Annotated in this window: 17 protein-coding genes; 8 read left to right on the forward strand and 9 right to left on the reverse strand. The window is 51.6% G+C overall.

What is annotated here, in order from left to right:
* Positions 1-236 precede the first annotated feature (236 nt).
* A complete protein-coding gene (mutS, locus tag VFA09_11920; GenBank protein ID HZU67974.1) occupies positions 237-2,987 on the forward strand; it encodes a DNA mismatch repair protein MutS in 2,751 nt (916 codons plus the stop codon).
* 14 nt (positions 2,988-3,001) lie between these two features.
* Positions 3,002-4,780 carry a DNA mismatch repair endonuclease MutL gene (mutL, locus tag VFA09_11925; protein ID HZU67975.1) on the forward strand — a complete coding sequence of 593 codons (1,779 nt, stop codon included), beginning with the start codon at positions 3,002-3,004 and terminating at the stop codon, positions 4,778-4,780.
* 29 nt (positions 4,781-4,809) lie between these two features.
* On the opposite strand, the gene VFA09_11930 is transcribed toward mutL, so the two are convergent.
* The 9 genes from VFA09_11930 to VFA09_11970 all read right to left on the reverse strand — a co-directional run bounded on the left by VFA09_11930 (position 4,810) and on the right by VFA09_11970 (position 12,998).
* Positions 4,810-5,412, reverse strand: coding sequence for a hypothetical protein (locus tag VFA09_11930; protein ID HZU67976.1), 603 nt, complete (start codon positions 5,410-5,412; stop codon positions 4,810-4,812).
* 23 nt (positions 5,413-5,435) lie between these two features.
* On the reverse strand, positions 5,436-6,437 hold the full coding sequence (locus VFA09_11935; protein ID HZU67977.1) for an oxidoreductase: 1,002 nt from the start codon (positions 6,435-6,437) through the stop codon (positions 5,436-5,438).
* Between the two features lie 64 nt (positions 6,438-6,501).
* Positions 6,502-7,026, reverse strand: coding sequence for a hypothetical protein (locus VFA09_11940; protein ID HZU67978.1), 525 nt, complete (start codon positions 7,024-7,026; stop codon positions 6,502-6,504).
* Positions 7,027-7,126: 100 nt separating this feature from the next.
* A complete protein-coding gene (locus VFA09_11945; GenBank protein HZU67979.1) occupies positions 7,127-8,161 on the reverse strand; it encodes a hypothetical protein in 1,035 nt (344 codons plus the stop codon).
* A 33-nt stretch (positions 8,162-8,194) separates the two neighbouring features.
* Entirely contained in the window at positions 8,195-9,031 is an 837-nt protein-coding gene (locus VFA09_11950; GenBank protein HZU67980.1) for a hypothetical protein, read from the reverse strand.
* A gap of 365 nt (positions 9,032-9,396) precedes the next feature.
* A complete protein-coding gene (locus VFA09_11955) occupies positions 9,397-10,821 on the reverse strand; it encodes a DnaJ C-terminal domain-containing protein (GenBank protein HZU67981.1) in 1,425 nt (474 codons plus the stop codon).
* A 191-nt stretch (positions 10,822-11,012) separates the two neighbouring features.
* Positions 11,013-11,324 (reverse strand): iron-sulfur cluster assembly protein, encoded by a 312-nt coding sequence (locus tag VFA09_11960; GenBank protein ID HZU67982.1) that lies wholly within the window; start codon positions 11,322-11,324, stop codon positions 11,013-11,015.
* 109 nt (positions 11,325-11,433) lie between these two features.
* Positions 11,434-12,378, reverse strand: coding sequence for a nucleoside hydrolase (locus tag VFA09_11965; GenBank protein ID HZU67983.1), 945 nt, complete (start codon positions 12,376-12,378; stop codon positions 11,434-11,436).
* A 41-nt stretch (positions 12,379-12,419) separates the two neighbouring features.
* Positions 12,420-12,998, reverse strand: a complete 579-nt coding sequence (locus VFA09_11970) for a Uma2 family endonuclease (protein ID HZU67984.1) — start codon at positions 12,996-12,998, stop codon at positions 12,420-12,422.
* Between the two features lie 313 nt (positions 12,999-13,311).
* Between VFA09_11970 and VFA09_11975 the strand changes: the two genes are divergently transcribed.
* The 6 genes from VFA09_11975 (at position 13,312) to prfA (ending at position 18,200) form a co-directional block, all read left to right on the forward strand.
* Positions 13,312-13,872 (forward strand): hypothetical protein, encoded by a 561-nt coding sequence (locus tag VFA09_11975; protein HZU67985.1) that lies wholly within the window; start codon positions 13,312-13,314, stop codon positions 13,870-13,872.
* A gap of 223 nt (positions 13,873-14,095) precedes the next feature.
* Positions 14,096-14,353: a PLD nuclease N-terminal domain-containing protein gene (locus VFA09_11980; GenBank protein HZU67986.1), complete on the forward strand. Its 258-nt coding sequence runs from the start codon at positions 14,096-14,098 to the stop codon at positions 14,351-14,353.
* Positions 14,354-14,721: 368 nt separating this feature from the next.
* Positions 14,722-15,177, forward strand: a complete 456-nt coding sequence (locus VFA09_11985) for a hypothetical protein (GenBank protein ID HZU67987.1) — start codon at positions 14,722-14,724, stop codon at positions 15,175-15,177.
* 219 nt (positions 15,178-15,396) lie between these two features.
* Complete coding sequence (locus VFA09_11990) at positions 15,397-15,996, forward strand: M57 family metalloprotease (GenBank protein HZU67988.1); 600 nt, start codon at positions 15,397-15,399, stop codon at positions 15,994-15,996.
* A 92-nt stretch (positions 15,997-16,088) separates the two neighbouring features.
* Positions 16,089-16,697: a hypothetical protein gene (locus tag VFA09_11995; protein ID HZU67989.1), complete on the forward strand. Its 609-nt coding sequence runs from the start codon at positions 16,089-16,091 to the stop codon at positions 16,695-16,697.
* 390 nt (positions 16,698-17,087) lie between these two features.
* Entirely contained in the window at positions 17,088-18,200 is a 1,113-nt protein-coding gene (gene prfA / locus VFA09_12000; GenBank protein HZU67990.1) for a peptide chain release factor 1, read from the forward strand.
* The last annotated feature ends 70 nt before the right edge of the window (positions 18,201-18,270 follow it).

The following is an 18,270-nucleotide window of genomic DNA, read 5'->3' on the forward strand; positions in this document are numbered from 1 at the left end:
TTATCCCGTGAGTCTTGTTTGGACGCATTTAGTAAGGGCGTACCCTTGTGGTCGCCCTAAGCTTGAGGCAGAGGAGGCCCTGGGATTCTCGTCGTGATCGCTCCAAGGGTACCGCTGAGTACCGGATTTTGACAAGATTGGCGGAATGATATAAAGTACAAGTGTTTCAATTGAGAACAGGTATTTTATGACAGGCAAATGATCGTATACTAACCGGAAACGGTAAAAGGAAATATATGTCGACGCCGGCCCGCAAACAATATCTGGATATGAAAAGTAACTATCCCGATGCGATCCTGCTCTACCAGGTCGGGGACTTCTATGAGACATTCGACGAGGATGCCTATATCGCTTCGCGCGAACTGCAGATCGTGCTAACTTCCCGCTCATATGGCGACGAGAAGCGGGTGCCACTGGCAGGCATACCGCTGCACGCGCTGGAGAATTATGTTGGGAAGCTGGTGCAGCGCGGCTACAAAGTGGCGATTTGCGACCAGGTGGGCGAGGTCGGCAAGGGCCATCAACCGGTTGAACGGGCCGTGACTCGTATTCTGACGGCAGGAACCTTATCCGAGCCAAATCTGTTGCCCATGCGACAGAACAATTACCTGGCGGCCATTGCTCATGGACGCTCGCAAACAGGGCTGGCCTCGGTTGATGTGAGTACGGGCGACTTTAGCGTGACATGGTTTGCACCTGATGAGTTACCGGCGGCCCTGGAAGCAGAATTGCAGCGCATTGCTCCAAGTGAATGTTTGATTGCGGAGGACAGCAATCCAGATGCCTGGCAGTTTCCATCTGAGACGATGACGAAGACACAGTGCCCGCAGTATTTCTTTGAGCTAGAGGCTGCGCGCGCAAGGTTGTGCCGGCTCTTTGGCGTACAATCGCTCGATTCCTGTGGCTGTTCCCAGGTTCCACAGGCTATCGCGGCTGCCGGAGCAATTGTGGCGTATCTCGAGAAGATGAATGGGAAACTGCTCTCACTTTTGACCGGGCTGCGTTCGTATCGCACAGAAAACTATATGGTGCTGGATGCCCATACACAGCGCAATCTTGACCTTTTGCAGGGGGCGCGCAGCGGCTCCGTACAGGGCAGCCTGCTAGGTGTGCTGGACCATACCCTCACGCCTATGGGAGCAAGACAGCTGCGAAGAGTAATTACCCAACCATTGCTCGACCTGAACCAGCTTGAGGCAAGGTTAGAGAGCGTGGAAGAATTGTATGAAAGTCCGGCCATGCGCAGCCGCTTCACCATATGCTTACAAAAGTTGGGCGACCTGGAACGTATCGCGGGGCGAGTGCGGCAGGGAACAGCTGTACCGCGTGAAATGCTCGCCTTGCGCGACTACTTGCTCGTCATCCCACAATTGTATGAAATGCTGCGTGGCTGCGATTCGCCCTTGCTCCTGGAACTGGCCGCTGAGCTTGATGCAAATGCATGTCCGCAGGTAAGCGAATTGATCAATCGTGCCCTGACACGTGCCGGTGAGGAGGATGAACGGGAAGAAGACGGTCGCCTGATACGTGCCGGATTCAATGCCGAACTTGATGAGCTAATCGCCTCGATTCGCGACTCGCGGCGCTGGATTTTGTCGCTGGAGGGGCGCGAACGGGCGCGCACCGGCATTCAAAAGCATCTCAAAGTAGGCTTCAATAAGGTCTTTGGCTATTATATCGAGGTCAGCAATGGAAAATTGGGCATGGTTCCTTCTGATTATATGCGCAAGCAGACGCTGGTCAATGCCGAGCGCTTTATCACGCCTGAGCTGAAGGAACACGAAGCGCGTATTCTGAGCGCGGAAGAGCGGATCGAAGAGATGGAGCGTAGTATCTATGCCGACCTGTTGCGCCAGCTGGGTGTCTACTATCCTCAACTGATGGCAATTGCCACTGCCGTTGCCCAGGTGGATGTGCTCTTGAGCTTTGCGGAGGTCGCGGCGCGCCAGGGTTACGTGCGTCCGAAGGTGGAACAGGGAAGCAATATAGAAATCACCGGAGGGCGGCATCCGGTGGTTGAGTTCGCGCTCGATGGCGATGTTTTCATTCCCAACGATGCCTTGCTCGACGCGGAAAATGGGGCTCGTATCCTGCTTTTGACCGGCCCGAATATGGCAGGAAAATCGACGTATCTGAGGCAGGTAGCGCTCATCACGCTCTTAGCGCAGATTGGTAGCTTTGTACCTGCACGCAGCGCGCGTATTGGGCTGGTTGATCGCATTTTTACGCGTGTTGGCGCGGAGGATGATATTGCGTCGGGCAAGAGTACTTTCATGGTTGAAATGGAGGAGACGGCCACCATCCTGCATCACGCCACGCGGCACAGCCTGATTATCCTCGATGAAATCGGTAGGGGAACGAGTACATATGATGGGCTGGCGATTGCGCGCGCGGTCGTCGAACACCTGCACAATGTGACGGGGGCGCGCACGCTCTTCGCCACCCATTATCATGAACTGGCGCAAATGGCGGCGGAGTTGCCCCACCTGCGCGTCTATACCATGGCAATTAGCGAAGATGAGCAGGGAGAAGTTGTCTTTCTCCATCGCGTGACGCCGGGGAGCCTTGGACGTAGCTACGGCGTTCACGTGGCAAAGCTGGCCGGCATGCCCCTGAGCATCGTGCGCCGCGCCGAAGAAGTTCTGAAAGGCCTGGAGTCCGGTAAAGAGGCGGCTGCGCCCGCGATAGTTACAGGAAATGGGTACATGAGGGCATCAAATGGGAATGGGTTATTGAAGGTTGCTGATGGAAGCGGTCACTATGCAATCATACATGACCACGGAGCAGAAAATGCTGCGTCCCAATTCATCGCTCCCACGAAAGAATACCGGTGGCAGAGCGAAGAGGCTCGCCTGGCTGCGCAGAGAATAGAGCAGGCCAGTGAAGCTCTGCCTGATCTTGATAGCGTTGATGTTTGTGCCATTACGCCGCTCGACGCCCTCAATCTGATTTTCGCCTTGCAGAAGAAGAGAAGATCGTTCAAGTAAGAAAGCATACCCGAATGTCTATAACCTACTCATCACGCGCACCTATTCTGCCCTTGCCCCAGGATGTTGCCGAACGTATAGCGGCGGGCGAAGTGATCGAGCGGCCTGTATCGGTGGTGAAGGAACTGGTAGAGAATGCTCTGGACGCCGGAGCAAGCGAGGTTCGCGTAGAAATACGTGGCGGTGGCTTGCGGCTGATCCGGGTGACCGACGATGGCTATGGCATTCCTGAAGATGAGTTGGACCGAGCCTGCGCGCGTCATAGCACAAGTAAAATCAATCGCGTCGAAGACCTGGAACGCCTGCATACGCTGGGTTTTCGAGGCGAAGCGCTGGCGAGTATTGCCGCCGTCTCAGAATTGACACTGCTGAGCCGCGCCATCGAAACCGAGACAATGGGCGAGGAACACCCGGCGATATTTGTTACCTGGCGCGGGGGTGAAGTGACGCAGCGCGGGCGGAAAGCGCGTCTGCATGGCACGACAGTAACTGTGCGCGACCTGTTCTATAATGTGCCTGCTCGTTTGAAGTTTATGCGCGGCGCTCGTACCGAGGCCGGGCATATCGAGCAATTGTTGCGCCGTTACGCGGTGGGTTATCCAGGTGTGCGCTTTCACCTAACCCTTGAAGAACATGTGGCCCTGCAGACGGGCGGTTCTGGAAATCTCGCTACCACACTCGCGGAACTCTACCATCTTCCCCTTGCTGAAATGCTCAATCCAATAGCGGTCAATGCCGCTGAAGATTCTGCTCATGCGTTTGCTTTGCATGGCTACATTGGGAATCGCGCGCTGGCCCAGAATAATCGCCAGCATGTAACGCTGTTCGTCAATGGGCGCTGGGTGCAGTCCCGGCCATTGCAGGAAGCGCTCGAGGCGGGTTATCGCGGGTTGCTGCCAAAGGGCAAACACCCGTTGCTGGTGCTGCATGTCGATCTCCCGGCTGGGGATGTGGATGCCAATGTGCATCCTGCCAAGACAGAGGTAAAGCTGCTGCACGAGGCCGAGGTGATCGAGGCAGTGACGAAGGCGATACAGGGGGTGTTAGAACGAAGCCCTGCCTTACCGGAAGAGGCGCAGTTTCCCGGCCCTCAACTGGTTTATCAGCGTCGTTTACCTGGTGTGAGGCGACGAGGACTGCATGTTTCCGAATCGGCGGAGCATTACTCGGTCGAAAAGTCTGACCCGGGTGCAGCTGAGGTGCTGGCCACACTGCGTCCTCTGGCCCAGTTGCAGCAGGCGGTTATCCTGGCCGAGGCGCCGGATGGCAGTCTGTACCTGATTGACCAGCACCGGGCGCATGAGCGGGTCATTTACGAACACCTGCGCCGCACCTACGCCGGGGTAGGCTCGCAAGAAAATCAAGGCGAGGAATGGACCGGATCGCACCTGCTGTTGGAGCCGGTCATTGTTGAATTGAAGCGCCACGAAGCTGAGTTATTCGAAATGCGCTTGCCATTGTTACGTGGCCTGGGGTTGGAATGCGAGCGTTTCGGCGGACGTAGCTTCCTGATTCGTTCGGTGCCGGGTGGTGTAGGGCAGGAGCAACTGGCGGGACATTTGTCGGAACTGGCGCGAATTGCCGCTGAGGATAGCGATGAGTGGGAGAACCACCTGCTTATAGGCCTGGCCTGCCGTTCGGCGCTGCGACGCGGGCGAACACTGGGCCTCGACGAGCAACGTTCGCTGATAAACGCATTGGCGAATGCCACCGCTCCGGCGGTTTGCCCCCATGGAAGCCCCATACTGCTGCATTATAGCCGGACATTTTTAATCGATAAGTTCGATTGGTAGATGGCCCTGCTATGGCTTCTCTCAAAAAATCAGCTTCCCTGTTTCAATGCATCTGCCTGTGATGGCTGCTGGTCTGATGAGTGAGTCGCGCTTTCTTCGTCCAGAGTTCTTAGCGGACTGAGCCAGCTTAATAAGCCAAATCTACGCGCGCCCAGCAGTTCCCAGGCACGAAAGAGACCAAGGGCATATACAATCAACATCAACTCCGTGAGTGCGATCAGACTTCCAACATCTCGGGGCTGCTTGATAAGGTTCACACCGAAGTAAAATTCGTATCCGTAGACAATGAAGCTGCCTGCAAGCAGCAGCATATTGCGCAGCACATTCTGCCAGCGCCTGCGGTGCCGTAACAAGTTCCATCCCATGCTGAGGCTGCCACTTACACCCATAAGGCTCATTATCACCGTCACCCACCCCAGGTTTGAAAAGGGGATTAATGCTCCCAGGGAGATAAAGAATGCGTTCAGCAAGGAGGCAAAAGCGTTCGTAGCAACGGCCTGCCGCTCCAGAGGCGCCCCAACCATAACCGTATGTTCTGGCGCAATAGAAATCGCGACGAAAAGTAGTCCGACCAGGGCGGCGCCGGCGCTGGCACTGGCAACAAAAAAGTTCGCAAATGCTGGCAGGACCATGCTAAAGAGTCTCCTTCTACGCTCTATGCTTCATCACTCAGCTGGACTACCGTGCGTCCACGTACTTCGCCTTTCAGCAGCGAGGCGGTGACCTGTGGCAGCTCGTCCAACGTTACTTCATTGATCATACTATGGAGCGCGGCAGGTTTAAGATCGGTTGCCATGCGCTGCCAGAGTTTGCGGCGCTCATCCATCGGGCAAAAGACCGAATCGATGCCTAGCAGGTTGACGCCGCGCAGGATGAAAGGGAAGACGGTAGTATGCAGGTCTGTGCCACCGGTCAGACCGCAAGCTGCGACCGAGCCGCCGTATTTTGTCGTGCGGATAAGATAGGCCAGGGTGCTGCCGCCAACAGAATCGATGCTGCCTGCCCATAGTTCTTTCTCAAGCGGACGGTTGCTCTCAGCTGAGACTTCTTCACGACTGAGGATATTACTTGCCCCCAGTTCCTTGAGGTAGGCATGCTCTGACGTTTTACCTGTGCTGGCGATGGCTGTATACCCTCGCTTCGCCAGCATGCCGACGGCCATACTGCCGACTCCGCCTGTCGCGCCTGTTACCAGAACAGGGCCTTGTTCTGGTTTGAGTCCCATTTTTTCCAGTTTGTCGAGTGCCAGAGCCGCCTCGAAGCCGGCAGTGCCGAAAGTCATGGCATCTTTGAGCGTCAGGCCTTCTGGCAGTGGTACGATCCAATCGGCTTTGACGCGCGCATATTCGCTGAAGCCGCCATAGTGGGAGACGCCCAGGTCGTAGCCTGTGACGATCACCTTGTCGCCCTCAGAAAAGCGGGCATCGCTTGATGCGACGACGATTCCTGACAGATCGATGCCCGGCACAAACGGATAGCTGCGCACAATCCTTCCTTCTGGAATGCAGGCCAGGGCATCTTTATAGTTCACGCTTGAGTAAGCAATACGAATCAGTACTTCGCCGGCTGGCAGGTCATTCTGCGATAACTGCTGCACCTGGGCAGTAAAACTATCGCCGGTTTTATTGACGACGAATGCACGAAATGATGTGGACATATATCTTCTCGCTTTCTGCGTATGATGTGATCGGAGTTTTGATAAAGATGGTCATAGATCGAGCCTACTTGACCACAGAGACAGGTAGCCTCATGCCTGCCAGATAATGCCCGCGCATCTGGCAGGCCATCTCATAACGGCCCATGGTCGAAGGCGCGAATGTGTAGTTGATAGCGTCGACTGTTCCCGGATAGATAAGGTCAATCCCGATAAGCATGTCGTTATACTGCGTATAGATATTCTCCGGAGTGCCGTTGGGCTTGTCGGGTATGAAGGTGAAAGCATGATAGTTATTGCTGCCATTGGTAATAATGAAGTGGTAATGGACACCAACATGAAAAACGGTCACCGAGGAAATAATCTTGTAGTCAATCAGCAAGACGTGTACAGTTACCGAGCCTGGCAAGGGAGCCTGGTTATAAACTTGCTGGGTAGGAAAGGGATCGCTGACCTGGGTAGAGGTTGCTGCCGTTTGCGTAGATGAACCGGGACTGGACGAACTATGCGCGGCAATGGATATGCCCGCGAAGATGACGATGAGCAGAGAAAGCACCAGTAATGATATTTTCCCTATGATCCGCTTGTTCATGGATATCCAACTCCATTTCTTCACCGGTTTACTCATCTACCTGACTGAATGCTAATCTGGATGCATTATAGTTAATTATGATTGTTTGCGTCAATATCTTTCACAACTTCCACACCTGCGCGTTGCTGAACTCCACCTCGGTCGGCATACCATAATCAATTGCTGCCACTCCGATCTGCCCGGCGCTGAGCGCGCTATCGGTCGCAGCGGTAACCAGTTGTTGATTGACATAAAGATAGAGCAAGTTTTTATCGGCGAGAACAGCTACGTCGTTCTGCTGGCCATATCCGGCGTTGATGGCGTCGCTGACTCCGCTGCTTAGCATCTTCACGGACGTATTATTGTTATAGATTTCAAGCGTAAAGGAACCATCTACCCCCACGCGAAAGAGGTAAAACTGGCCTTGTGACTTATTAGCACGGAACAGGATACCACCCTGGCTGCCCTGATCAATAGTCATCTGTATCTCATAGACGAAATTGCTGAAATTGGTGGCATCCGCGTAGCAGGGTTGGAGGAAGTTGGTCTGGGCTTCTCGCGCATGGTAATCCTGGTTAAAGAAGCATCCAGTATTTCCGTTTCCTGTAAGACCCTCGTCCCAGCGGTTGCCGCCTGTATTGTCTGTCAAAGCGTCGGTGAGCATAGGGTTTCCGGTTGTATCATTGGACAGCAAATTTTCCAATGCTGTCGCCGTCGCCGTTCCTAAATTACTGATCGCGCCTGCCGTGGCGGTTGCTCCGGCCTGGGCGGTAGCAGTGGCGAGAATACCGGCCTGTGCGGTTGCCAGGGCCGAATTTGTCGCCTGCACCACCACCTGTGTCTTTGCCAGAGCCGTATTTTGCACCGACAGCGTTGACTGCGCCTGAGCTGTGGCCTGGGTCGTAAGCTGGGTGTGATACTGCGTGGTTGCTGCGTAGATAATAAGGCCCAGACCACCCCCTATCAGGGCGGTCGCAAGTACAATAATGAGGATCATCATACCCGGTGAAATCCCCTGGCGCTTCCTGATGGTTCGCGGCGGCGGGGGCCAGGAGTATGCAACTTCTTTGGGTAGAGGAGCCAGATCTTTTACTGTCGGTTGTTCGTGAAATGGCTCCTCTACTTTGTCTACGTGTGTCTGGGAATCATCGGGCATCTTTATTCCTCACAACCTGTGTGCCGTAGATATTTAATCCCAAAGGGTTTCGTTTGTAAATGCGATATCTGCCGAATTTGTATATATATCCGTACTCGCGAACAAAGCAAAGTATCCTCCCGTAAGGGTGGTCTCGGTCACCTTCGTGAGAAACTGCCGGTTCGCGTACAGGTAGATATTACTTCCCTGCATTACCACGGTCAGAAGATTCGCCTGGTTCAGCCCTGCCCGGATCGCCGGGCTATGTCCTGAAGCTAAAGTAGCGGTGACGGCATTGTTTTCGATCATGGTCAGCAAATAGCTGCCATCTTTAGCGATAGCAAAGACATACGAGCTCAGCTGCGGCCCGGTTTCATGGAACAGAATACCCCCGGCGGAGCCCTGGATGAAAGTCATTTGTACCTGAAAAGCAAAATCGGTGTAGAATCCTACAGAAGAGCAGTAAAACCAGTGGTTTTGTGTTGAAACTCGTAAGTGATAAGCGCTATTGATGAAACTACATGAGGCATAAGGTCTGTTGATAACGTCCCAGAAACCGGCATCATTATTTGCAAGTGTCTGATTCACTAACACAGGCTGGTGAATGGCACGTTCGTATATACCCTGCGGTGATTGGGCGAAAGCTGTAGCCGATGCTTTCGCTATCACTTGAGCAGTGGCGGTTGCTTGCGCGTGTAGCTTTGCAGGTTGTGCTATGGCTGCGTAATAGAAAAGCCCGATTCCACTAGCAATAACGCAAAGAGCAACTACCACTAGAAGAATAACCATTCCACGAGAAAGCCGTTGCCTCTGTGCTACTTTTGAGCCGTTCTCAATCTGGCCCGCGGGCATGGGAAATGGCCGGGCATATCCCGGAGGTACCTGTGGCATTGCTAAGGAAGGGCTCTGCGGCGGATAATTCGGAACAGATTCTGGCGCTTGACTAACGACATCAGGTACGCTAAATTCCATGAAAGGGCCGGGAGCATAGGATGGAGGGACAGCTTCCTGCGAACTGCTCTCCGCATTGACAGATACCAGGGTTGGAGTTGAAATGTCAGCAGGCGTAACCTTACCACACTGAGGACAGGTCTCCTGGTTTGCTGGAAGCCGAGATCCACACCAGTTACAATACATAAATTACTTCCCCCTTTGATTAAAATTGCAATGTACGCGATGATTTCAGGATGCCGATCATGCTACTGAACCCCATTTCACAATGATCGCCAGCATAGAAAAGAAAAATGAACCGGGTCTTATGATAACTTCCACACCTGAAGGTTGTTGAACGCAACATCTGTGGATTTGGTATCACTCTCGGCGAACAAACCGATCTGCCCAGAAGTGTAGCGCGAATCGGTTGTGCCATCCAGGTACTGCTGATTAACGTAAAAATAGAGATTACCACGTTGGGCAATGATCGTAATCGTATTCGTCTGGTTTCCTGTATTGATAATGCTAGAGGAGCCGCTTAGCAAGTGTTGTGCGTGTGACCCCTGTGCATCTACATAAACATACAGGTCGTAAGCTCCGTTCTGACTGATGCGGAAGAGGTAAAACATAGAGCTTGAGCTATTTGCCCGAAAGACAATGCCGCCCTCATCTCCCTGCACTATCGTCATTTGCACCTGGAGCGCGAAATTATCAAAGTTTAATATCTGCGAGTAACAAGGTTGGAAAAGTCCCGTTTTGTTGATCATCGAATGATAGGCCCCGTTTGAGAATCCGCAACTGCCGCCACTGGGATTTGTAGGGAACTCGTCCCAGGTGTTATTGTCTTGAGCATTCAGAGGGTCTGAAGTAGTAGGACTGCCGCTCGTAACCTGCTGGTAGAAGCTTTGTAAAGCTGTGGCGGTAGCTGAAGCGGCAGCGCTGGCGGAAGCCGCCGCGGTGGCAGTAGCTCCTGCGATCGCTTGCGAGGTGCTGATTGCATTCGCTGTTGCCTGACCGTTAGCCAGGGCAGTTCCGGTGATCTGGGCCTGCGCAGTTCCGGTGATCTGAGTCTGAGCGGTAGCTGTTGCCTGCGCATTTTTTTGTGGCTCGTATACCTGGGTAATATAGACGGCCACGCTACCCCCGATCAAAATCAGAACCAGTAGAACGATCAGCAAGGCAACACCGGCAGAAAACCCCGACCGTTTGCGCTGCGGTGGAACGGATGGCGGCGCTGCTTGCGTCCCTCCCTGGTTATATCCCGCGTAGCCGGCGGGAGCCTGGGCTTGATTGAGAAATAGCGGTTGCTGTCCTGAACTTTGTGCTGGAGCAGTATAATTGGGGTAATTGCTCTGTTGCCCCGGAGTCGCATAACTGGGAGAAGATGCAATCGTTGGCTCAACCGGCGCGTTTACATAATGAGGAAACGGAGCCGGTGAAGGCTGGATCGGCATGAACTCTGTCGCATTGCCCTGCCCGGCAGGATAATTTGGCTGGCTGCCAGACTGTTCAGGGGACGCAATAGAAACGGTGAGAATAAGATCACCCGGAGGGCCGCCATAGGGGCTCATATCGCCCTGTCCTCTCAGGCGAATCTCCTCACCATTGCGAATGCCTGCGCGTACAGGCACAATAATGCGCCGCCCGCCTGGTAAATTAAGCGTGCGGCTGCTTCCGGTTCTTGCCTCTTCCTGGCTGATTGCTAAAGTCGCCCGGATATCACCCGTTTGAGGTCCTTCAATTGCCATCTCTTTACCCGTCCATTATTTGACCATGCTTCTGGTCAATCATGTGGTTATGATCAGCAATTATAGCACAAGTTTTGCGGCTTGAAAGCGGTTCTGGTACCTGTTACAGGGCGATTCAAAAGTTGAGCGAACAGGAATCCATTCTGTAGGGACAGTGGCTGGTCCCTGTCCTCGTTCCTCGACCTTGCCGGCTATACCATGCCGAGTTCCCATTTCGCATCTTCCGTCATGCGGTCAGGCGACCAGGGCGGGTCGAACGTCATGTTGACTTTGCACGATTTAACGTTCTCTACTTCTCCCACGCGCATCTCGACCTCTTCAATCACTTCGCCTGCCATAGGGCAACCCAGCGCGGTAAGCGTCATCGTAACATCAACGTGGCCGGTCTCATTATTGATATCAACATTATAAATGAGGCCAAGGTCAACAATGTTCACAGGAATCTCCGGGTCATAACATTCGCGCAGTGCATCCATGACCTCTGCTTCATTAATCTCTGCCATCTATCCAGATCCTTTCGTCTTATTCCAGGTAAATTGGTCGGAATTATTCCTTCTTAACTATAGCCTATATGCTGGGGATTGTCAAAAAGTTCATGATGAATTTTGATTATTAAAACTCATCATGAAACGTTTCCCCAATCCGTTCCAGGTAAAAGCGGATAAAGCGCTCCGCGTCAACCCCTACAGAGGCAAGTACGTTGGGTGGGGGAGAGTCTGGACGGTTAAAATAAGCCACTGTCTCGCCTAAAGTGAGCGTGCCCGCCAGTTCCACATCCACAAAGGATGGCTCCCAGGTGATAAAATCCGGTTGGAGAGCAGCACCCAGGCAAAGCGGGTCATGCATCTGGAAAGCGGTAACGCCATACTGCGGCCCGAAGACATCGAAATAATGATCCAGCATCTGCCGCATGAAGCGCGTAACCGGGCTGCCATTCTGCGCCAGCGCATCCACCTGCTCCCGCTGCAGCGATGTTATCGTCGTCACATCGAGCGAAACCAGGTGTATTGGCCAGCCGCCATGCAAGACAATATGCGCAGCGTGAGGGTCGGCGAAAATATTAAACTCAGCAGTAGGAGTATCGTTGCCTGGCACGCGTAATGCGCCACCCATAATCACCACCTCGCGTACAGCTTCAGCAATGCGCGGCTCGGTACGCAGCGCCAGCGCGATATTCGTCAATGGCCCAATCGGTACCAGCGTAATCTCTCCGGGTGCCGCCATAATCTTCTGGATAATCACCTCGACAGCGTGTTGTGCTACCGGCCGAGTGCGCGGTTCGGGCAGCATCACTCCCCCAAGCCCATTATCCCCATGTACATGGCCGGCATTCACTATCTCTCGCACCAGGGGCTGCGCGCACCCACGCGCGACCGGGATATCCGTGCGCCCTGCCAGTTCCAATAATGCCAGTGCGTTGCGTGTCGTCAAATCGACATGCACATTGCCGCTAACGGTCGTAATCGCCTCGAGCTGTACTTCAGGCGAGGCCAGGGCCAGAAACAATGCGAATGCATCGTCGATGCCGGGGTCGGTGTCAAGAATGATGCGGGGCATAAATTTATTTCCTTTTAAAACGGGTTGATTAGATAACAGAATTACTCATAGACGGGAGGCCAGATGCTGGAAATGGGTACTTCCCAACCGGGGAAGAGTTCGGGGATGGTCAGCGTATCTCCATCGTGTAGCGTTATTACTTTGGACGCAGGCTCTCCGGTATCGGCATGCTTATCTGGTGCATGGGCGCGGTAGATAGAAACGGTATGGGCATCAGGGTCGATGAGGATGCCTACCTGTGTACCCTGGCTTAAGAATACAGCTATTTTCTCTTCCAGTTCACGCACGCGATCCCGGCTGGATTTGATTGCGACAATCAGCTCGGGAACAACGGACAGATAGGTGCGAGGAGTTCGTTTAAGCCGCTCACGCGAGACAAAAGAGACATCCGGAGAAAGCAAATCGCCATTGGGCAAACGGAAACCAGAACTCGCATCAAGAACTTGCCCCAGATTGTGGTTATATACCCAGTTACCCAATAGCAGACCGAAGCGCATTCCGATGACGCCTGATGTAGCGTCTGATGGACTCATAAGAATAATTTTACCTTCTCTCAATTCGATTTGATGCTCAGGATAGAGAGCCTGGAGCTTTTCGACATCGTGGTAGCTAATTGACATGGTAGATACTCCTTTGCTCTGATTGTCCTGCTCTGAGGTTCGATTTTGCGAATATATTGTTATGGGATCACCTCTTCATTTCTTTGCTTGTAATAGAGGATAGCATATGCTGGATGAAATTGCTATGAGGGGTTGGAAATGGGGTGTTGAGCAGGATGGTTGACGACAGGCATAGCAAGAAAAGTCATAATATGTTATACACAATATAAATCTTCTTCTAAGTTTTGTTATCCTATGAAAACATGATATACTCTTGATTGAGCTAGAAGCCAAAACGCTCTTGTATAGCCATCAGGAAAGGGAGGTTATCCAAATGTCAACGAATGATCCAAAGCAGGTTATTATTGATTACCTTTCTAATACAAAATCACGGAGAGAGGAACGAGGAGTCCTCGCTCAAGTCGAAACCATTCTCTTTTTGAAAGAAAAAATTCTTCCAAATTTACAAGCCTATGCCGTCCGTTATATGAGTACAACAGGGCAACAATGGGATGAGGCGTATTGTATCCTACCAGCTTCAGATCAAGATGTCGCCGGTATATGGCCAACTTCATCCGGCTTTCGGCTGAAAACAGAGAATCGATTGGCCACGACTGAGGAGGAACGGGGCAAGCATGGGTCTCAACCCTGGATAAAACTGTCAGGAGGGGAAGTAGTAGCTGGATATTGGTTTTTGTATGGCCACCTGATTGCCAATGGATATGATGTTGCGCATGTGCGCATGATACCTGCTTCGGGGCCAGTGGAAGAAGATGAGGTCTATGACGGCGTTATCTTATTGCTCAGTCCATGTTCTCCTCCCATAGAGTTTGAATTTTATAATCCATCTCATACCTTGATCGGTAAACAACTCTGGGATGTTGCTCCTTTGTAATGTATCCGATATTAGCGAGTAGAGTACCTGATTATTGGAACTCTCGGATATTGAAGAGCCGTGTAAACTATGTCATCACATTCACACGCACACCCTCGGCGCTCCAGGCGAAAAACAAAATTTCCAATGTCCCAGGTCATTGTTTAGATTGTGAGGGATATAGTTGTTTAATCATTGGATACCTCTTCTGGTCGTTATTGTAATCCTACTCATATGGGTCTGGATGCTTATTGATTGCGTAACGAACAAAAGATTGAATATGACCGAGAAAATCCTCTGGCTGCTTGTCATCCTCTTTGCCCAACCAATCGGAGCATTCATTTACCTTTTCGTTGGTCGTTTGCTTGTAAGCAACTCGTGGCGTAAGCAGGAACCGCAAGTGGAACCGGTTTATCAACCTTACCAGCAAGGATACCAACCGCCACAAGAGCCACAGCAAAATGATCAAGTACACGAACAGCAGCGAAACACGCAATCGTAGTATGATCAACCTGAAGTGACCTACCCAGAAGCCCCTCAAATCTTTGATAGATAAGTATGGACATGCAGTGGCTTTGGGCATAGAAACCAAATGAGAACAAATACGACAACATTGTCGTAACATGTATTTACAATATAAGTCATCTTGTAAATTTTGTCGAGTTCAATATTTAAACGAGATTTTTATGGATATTTCCCGAAATGCAGGGTATACTGAGGATGTGTTAAACGTTTCTCATGGGAAGTGAGGCTTGAAGGTTTTCATGTTAGTGGGTCGCTATCCTTTTTATCGGAAACTCTGCAAGATTATATACCCTTTGCAAAGGGTGCAAGCAGGGAAGGTCTCGTAAAAAAGAAAGGGCGGATACTATGACTGTGGATAAATCCAGGGATGAAATGGTTGAGACGAGACAAAGCTGCATTGATGCGTCCATCTTGAAGAGTCTTGCTCCAACGGGTTGTATTTTGGAGTTGAATGAAAATACCCATATGTTGAGTCTACTGAGCGCCGCTGTGCCTCATATCATTGCCCAACAGGAGTTCACGAGAAACGAATGGAATATTTTGCTAACCCTGCTCCAATCTTATCCGCATCACGCCCCTTATGAGCTCCTTCTCGCAAGCATTACCGCACTCTCGTCCGCAGCTTGCCGTTCAAGGATACACAATGCTCAGCAAGCGGGAGCAGAGGCATTCAAACGAGAACTGAAACCGGTCTATCGAGCATTGTCTGGTGTTCGTACCAAATTGGCTAAGCTACATTCCCAGTTACAAATCTTCTTGATGCGGGAGGTGGGGTATGTGCTTGTTAAAGTCTCCGAATAAGGGACTTTGGTAACAAGTAAGGCCTTTATTAAGCCGGTTGTATGGAGGGAAAACTACTTTTGGGTGCAGGATTTCAGGTTGGGAACTAGTTCCCCAGAAAATGGGGATCAGTTCCTCTAAAAGTCGGGTATAGATTATCTCTTGTAGTTCTGTTTTTGAGTATACTCTTCTCAGATGCGTATTGACAATTCGTATAAGTTGCTTTTCAAGGAGGAAAAAGTGAGAAAATTTCTCTTGCCCATACCCCACCAGTTTGGTAAAAGACATACACTATTGCCAGCTACTGCAAGCCTTTTGAGTATCTGTATACTATTTCTGTCAAGCGGAAAAGTGTTGGCATACAATTTGGAGGGTCCTAAATGGGCTGGTCAACCAGCACCAGGTCATTGCTGTGCATACATTTACGTGCAGCGAGGACCTGCTACCACCTATGACCAGACGGCCTATACAAACGCTATTGCCGCCTGGAATAATGATGATCGTGCTTTAATCTTCTTTGCTTCGGGAGCAGGAATGGGTTATACTACTGACACATACAATAGTGGTACATCGCTGGACGGTTGGACCAACTATGGGTCCAGCAACGGCTATTTCACCTACGCCAACACTTATCTAAACTATTACTTCACAGGAGATACGAAAAACTATCCGGACGGGAGAATACAGGGTATAGCAGTACATGAACTGGGTCACAGCGTGGGTTTAGCTCACGCAAGTGGTTGTGTTATCATGGTTGCTGCCTCCTACACACGCTGGTACACATGTGGAATTGATACTCCACAGACTGATGACGAAAACGGGATAAATGCACTCTATTAGGATGGAGTGCTGATCTGTTTCGTTTTCAAGCAAGCAATGGTTTTCTTCAACAGAAGTAGGCAGAAAGGCATGAAGAGAAAGGAAAGGTCACAATGAAAAAAGGATATCTGAAGCCAACCTTTCCGGTAAAGAACCGGATATTCAGACGTGTGAGTATCGTGTTACTTAGCGGCTTTGCAATTTGGGGAACACTGCTCCTGAGTGGATGTACATCAGCCTCACAACCAGCACAGGGACAAAAGATGACAACCGTTACTATTTATCCAAGTTGGTCGAGGCTGTATCAGGATTTAAAAAGCCTCAAGCACGACTCAGATGTTGCGGTGAGCGGAACTATTATGGGTATCTCGAAAACGATTCCATCACCGAGTCTTGTGATGACCGATTTTACCTTTCAGATTCAGAAAATTCTGTGGGACCCACACAAAAGGATTAATAGTACAAGCATCATTGTTCAACAGGAGGGGGGAGTGACGAACAATACGCGCTACGTTGCCGAAGATGACCCGTTGTTCCAGGTGGGCGAAGAGGCAGTACTCTTTCTCCATGAGTTCAGCCCTGGCAATTACTATGTTGTGGGAGGCCCAACGGGAAGATTCCTTATTCGAGGAGAGGTAGTTAAACCCATCAACAACGAAGGGCTATCTCTGCCGTCTAACCTTTCTGAGAGTACCTTCTATACCGAGATTCAAAATTCCTAAAAATGATGTTGCTCTTTCCCGCCTTTTGTGAGGGATAGTATATTCAACGGCTTTGGGCATAGAAACCGCTCCCAATATGTTATAATCTGTAGCAGTATGAAATCATTACCACTTACCTCAACCGCATATATCTCCGGGGTGCGACCCGAACATCGCGCCACCGTCGAACGCTACCTGCTCGCCGCCGGGTAGCGACGCCTCGTCATACGCTCCAACATCTGTAGAAGCTCGCGGTATAAGAGCCTACCTGCATATTTTGCCGTTACTTTGCACCATTTCATCCGTCCCAACGTGTCTTAAAATGTGATACCATGATGTACGAGGGTCACAAGCGCCATCATTCGCCGGTGCGCCTTGTTGGGGGATGAGGAGATTTTGGGAGAACCACACATGGACTTGATGAATAAACTTGCCAGCCTGGCACAACGCTATGAAGAACTGAATACGCTTATGTCGCAACCCGAAGTACTCGAAGATATTTCGCAGTTGCAGCGATATGGCCGCGAACGCGCCGAACTCGAGGAGGTTGCGCAAAAATATTACGAGCTGCAAGCGAATGAGAAGCAGTATGCCGAAGCCCAGGAAATGTACGATGAGAGCGATGAGCCTGAGATGCGCGACCTGGCCTTTGAAGAGATGGAACGCCTGAAAACCCGTAAAGAGCAGTTGCTTAACGAGGTGAAGGTCGCCCTGCTGCCCAAAGACATCTTGGATGAGAAAAACGCCATTGTGACCATCCAGGGCGGCGCTGGCGGCGATGAGGCGGCCCTCTTCGCCGGCGAACTCTTCCGCATGTACAGCCGCTATGCCGATAATCATCGTTGGAAGATTGAAATTCTGGATATCAATGAAACCGGGCAGGGCGGCATCAAAGATATCACCTTTGTCGTCAAAGGCAAGGGCGCGTATAGCCGTATGAAGTATGAGGGCGGGACGCATCGGGTGCAGCGCGTTCCGGTGACGGAGGCCAACGGGCGCATTCATACGTCGACGGCCAAGGTGATCGTGCTGCCGGAGGTTGACGAGGACATCAACATCGATATCAAAGATACCGATATTCGCGTCGATGTCTACCGCTCTACCGGTCACGGCGGTCAGAGTGTCAACACAACCGACTCCGCCGTGCGCATTACGCACCTGCCGACAGGGCTGGTTGTGACCTGCCAGGATGAGAAGTCGCAATTGAAAAATAAGGTCAAGGCGCTTTCGGTCTTGAAATCGCGCCTGTGGGACCTGGAAGAGGCTCGCCGGCAGGCAGAGCTGAGCAAATCGCGCCGCTCGCAGGTTCAGACCGGCGACCGCAGCGAGAAGATTCGCACCTATAATTTTCCGCAGGATCGCGTGACCGATCATCGCATCGGCTTCACGCGGCATAATCTACCCGGCGTGCTCAATGGTGAGCTTGACGAGTTTATCGATAACCTGATCACAGTCGATCAGGCGGACAAGTTGCAGCACCTCTTTGAGGAAGACGGCAACAGCGGCAACGGTAAAGCCAGCTAGAGCCTGGACTGGCTGGGATCAGGGAGTTACCAATCAGGGATGACCTGTCTGAGGACAGGCCCCCAACATG

Source organism: Ktedonobacteraceae bacterium (assembly GCA_035653615.1).
GTDB lineage: Bacteria > Chloroflexota > Ktedonobacteria > Ktedonobacterales > Ktedonobacteraceae > DASRBN01.

Excerpts from the sequence above, each read along its gene's own strand:
- mutS (HZU67974.1), top strand. The coding sequence starts at position 237 with ATGTCGACGCCGGCCCGCAAACAATATCTGGATATGAAAAGTAACTAT.
- mutL (HZU67975.1), top strand. The coding sequence starts at position 3,002 with ATGTCTATAACCTACTCATCACGCGCACCTATTCTGCCCTTGCCCCAG.
- VFA09_11930 (HZU67976.1), bottom strand. The coding sequence starts at position 5,412 with ATGGTCCTGCCAGCATTTGCGAACTTTTTTGTTGCCAGTGCCAGCGCC.
- VFA09_11935 (HZU67977.1), bottom strand. The coding sequence starts at position 6,437 with ATGTCCACATCATTTCGTGCATTCGTCGTCAATAAAACCGGCGATAGT.
- VFA09_11940 (HZU67978.1), bottom strand. The coding sequence starts at position 7,026 with ATGAACAAGCGGATCATAGGGAAAATATCATTACTGGTGCTTTCTCTG.
- VFA09_11945 (HZU67979.1), bottom strand. The coding sequence starts at position 8,161 with ATGCCCGATGATTCCCAGACACACGTAGACAAAGTAGAGGAGCCATTT.
- VFA09_11950 (HZU67980.1), bottom strand. The coding sequence starts at position 9,031 with ATGCCACAGGTACCTCCGGGATATGCCCGGCCATTTCCCATGCCCGCG.
- VFA09_11955 (HZU67981.1), bottom strand. The coding sequence starts at position 10,821 with ATGGCAATTGAAGGACCTCAAACGGGTGATATCCGGGCGACTTTAGCA.
- VFA09_11960 (HZU67982.1), bottom strand. The coding sequence starts at position 11,324 with ATGGCAGAGATTAATGAAGCAGAGGTCATGGATGCACTGCGCGAATGT.
- VFA09_11965 (HZU67983.1), bottom strand. The coding sequence starts at position 12,378 with ATGCCCCGCATCATTCTTGACACCGACCCCGGCATCGACGATGCATTC.
- VFA09_11970 (HZU67984.1), bottom strand. The coding sequence starts at position 12,998 with ATGTCAATTAGCTACCACGATGTCGAAAAGCTCCAGGCTCTCTATCCT.
- VFA09_11975 (HZU67985.1), top strand. The coding sequence starts at position 13,312 with ATGTCAACGAATGATCCAAAGCAGGTTATTATTGATTACCTTTCTAAT.
- VFA09_11980 (HZU67986.1), top strand. The coding sequence starts at position 14,096 with ATGCTTATTGATTGCGTAACGAACAAAAGATTGAATATGACCGAGAAA.
- VFA09_11985 (HZU67987.1), top strand. The coding sequence starts at position 14,722 with ATGACTGTGGATAAATCCAGGGATGAAATGGTTGAGACGAGACAAAGC.
- VFA09_11995 (HZU67989.1), top strand. The coding sequence starts at position 16,089 with ATGAAAAAAGGATATCTGAAGCCAACCTTTCCGGTAAAGAACCGGATA.
- prfA (HZU67990.1), top strand. The coding sequence starts at position 17,088 with ATGGACTTGATGAATAAACTTGCCAGCCTGGCACAACGCTATGAAGAA.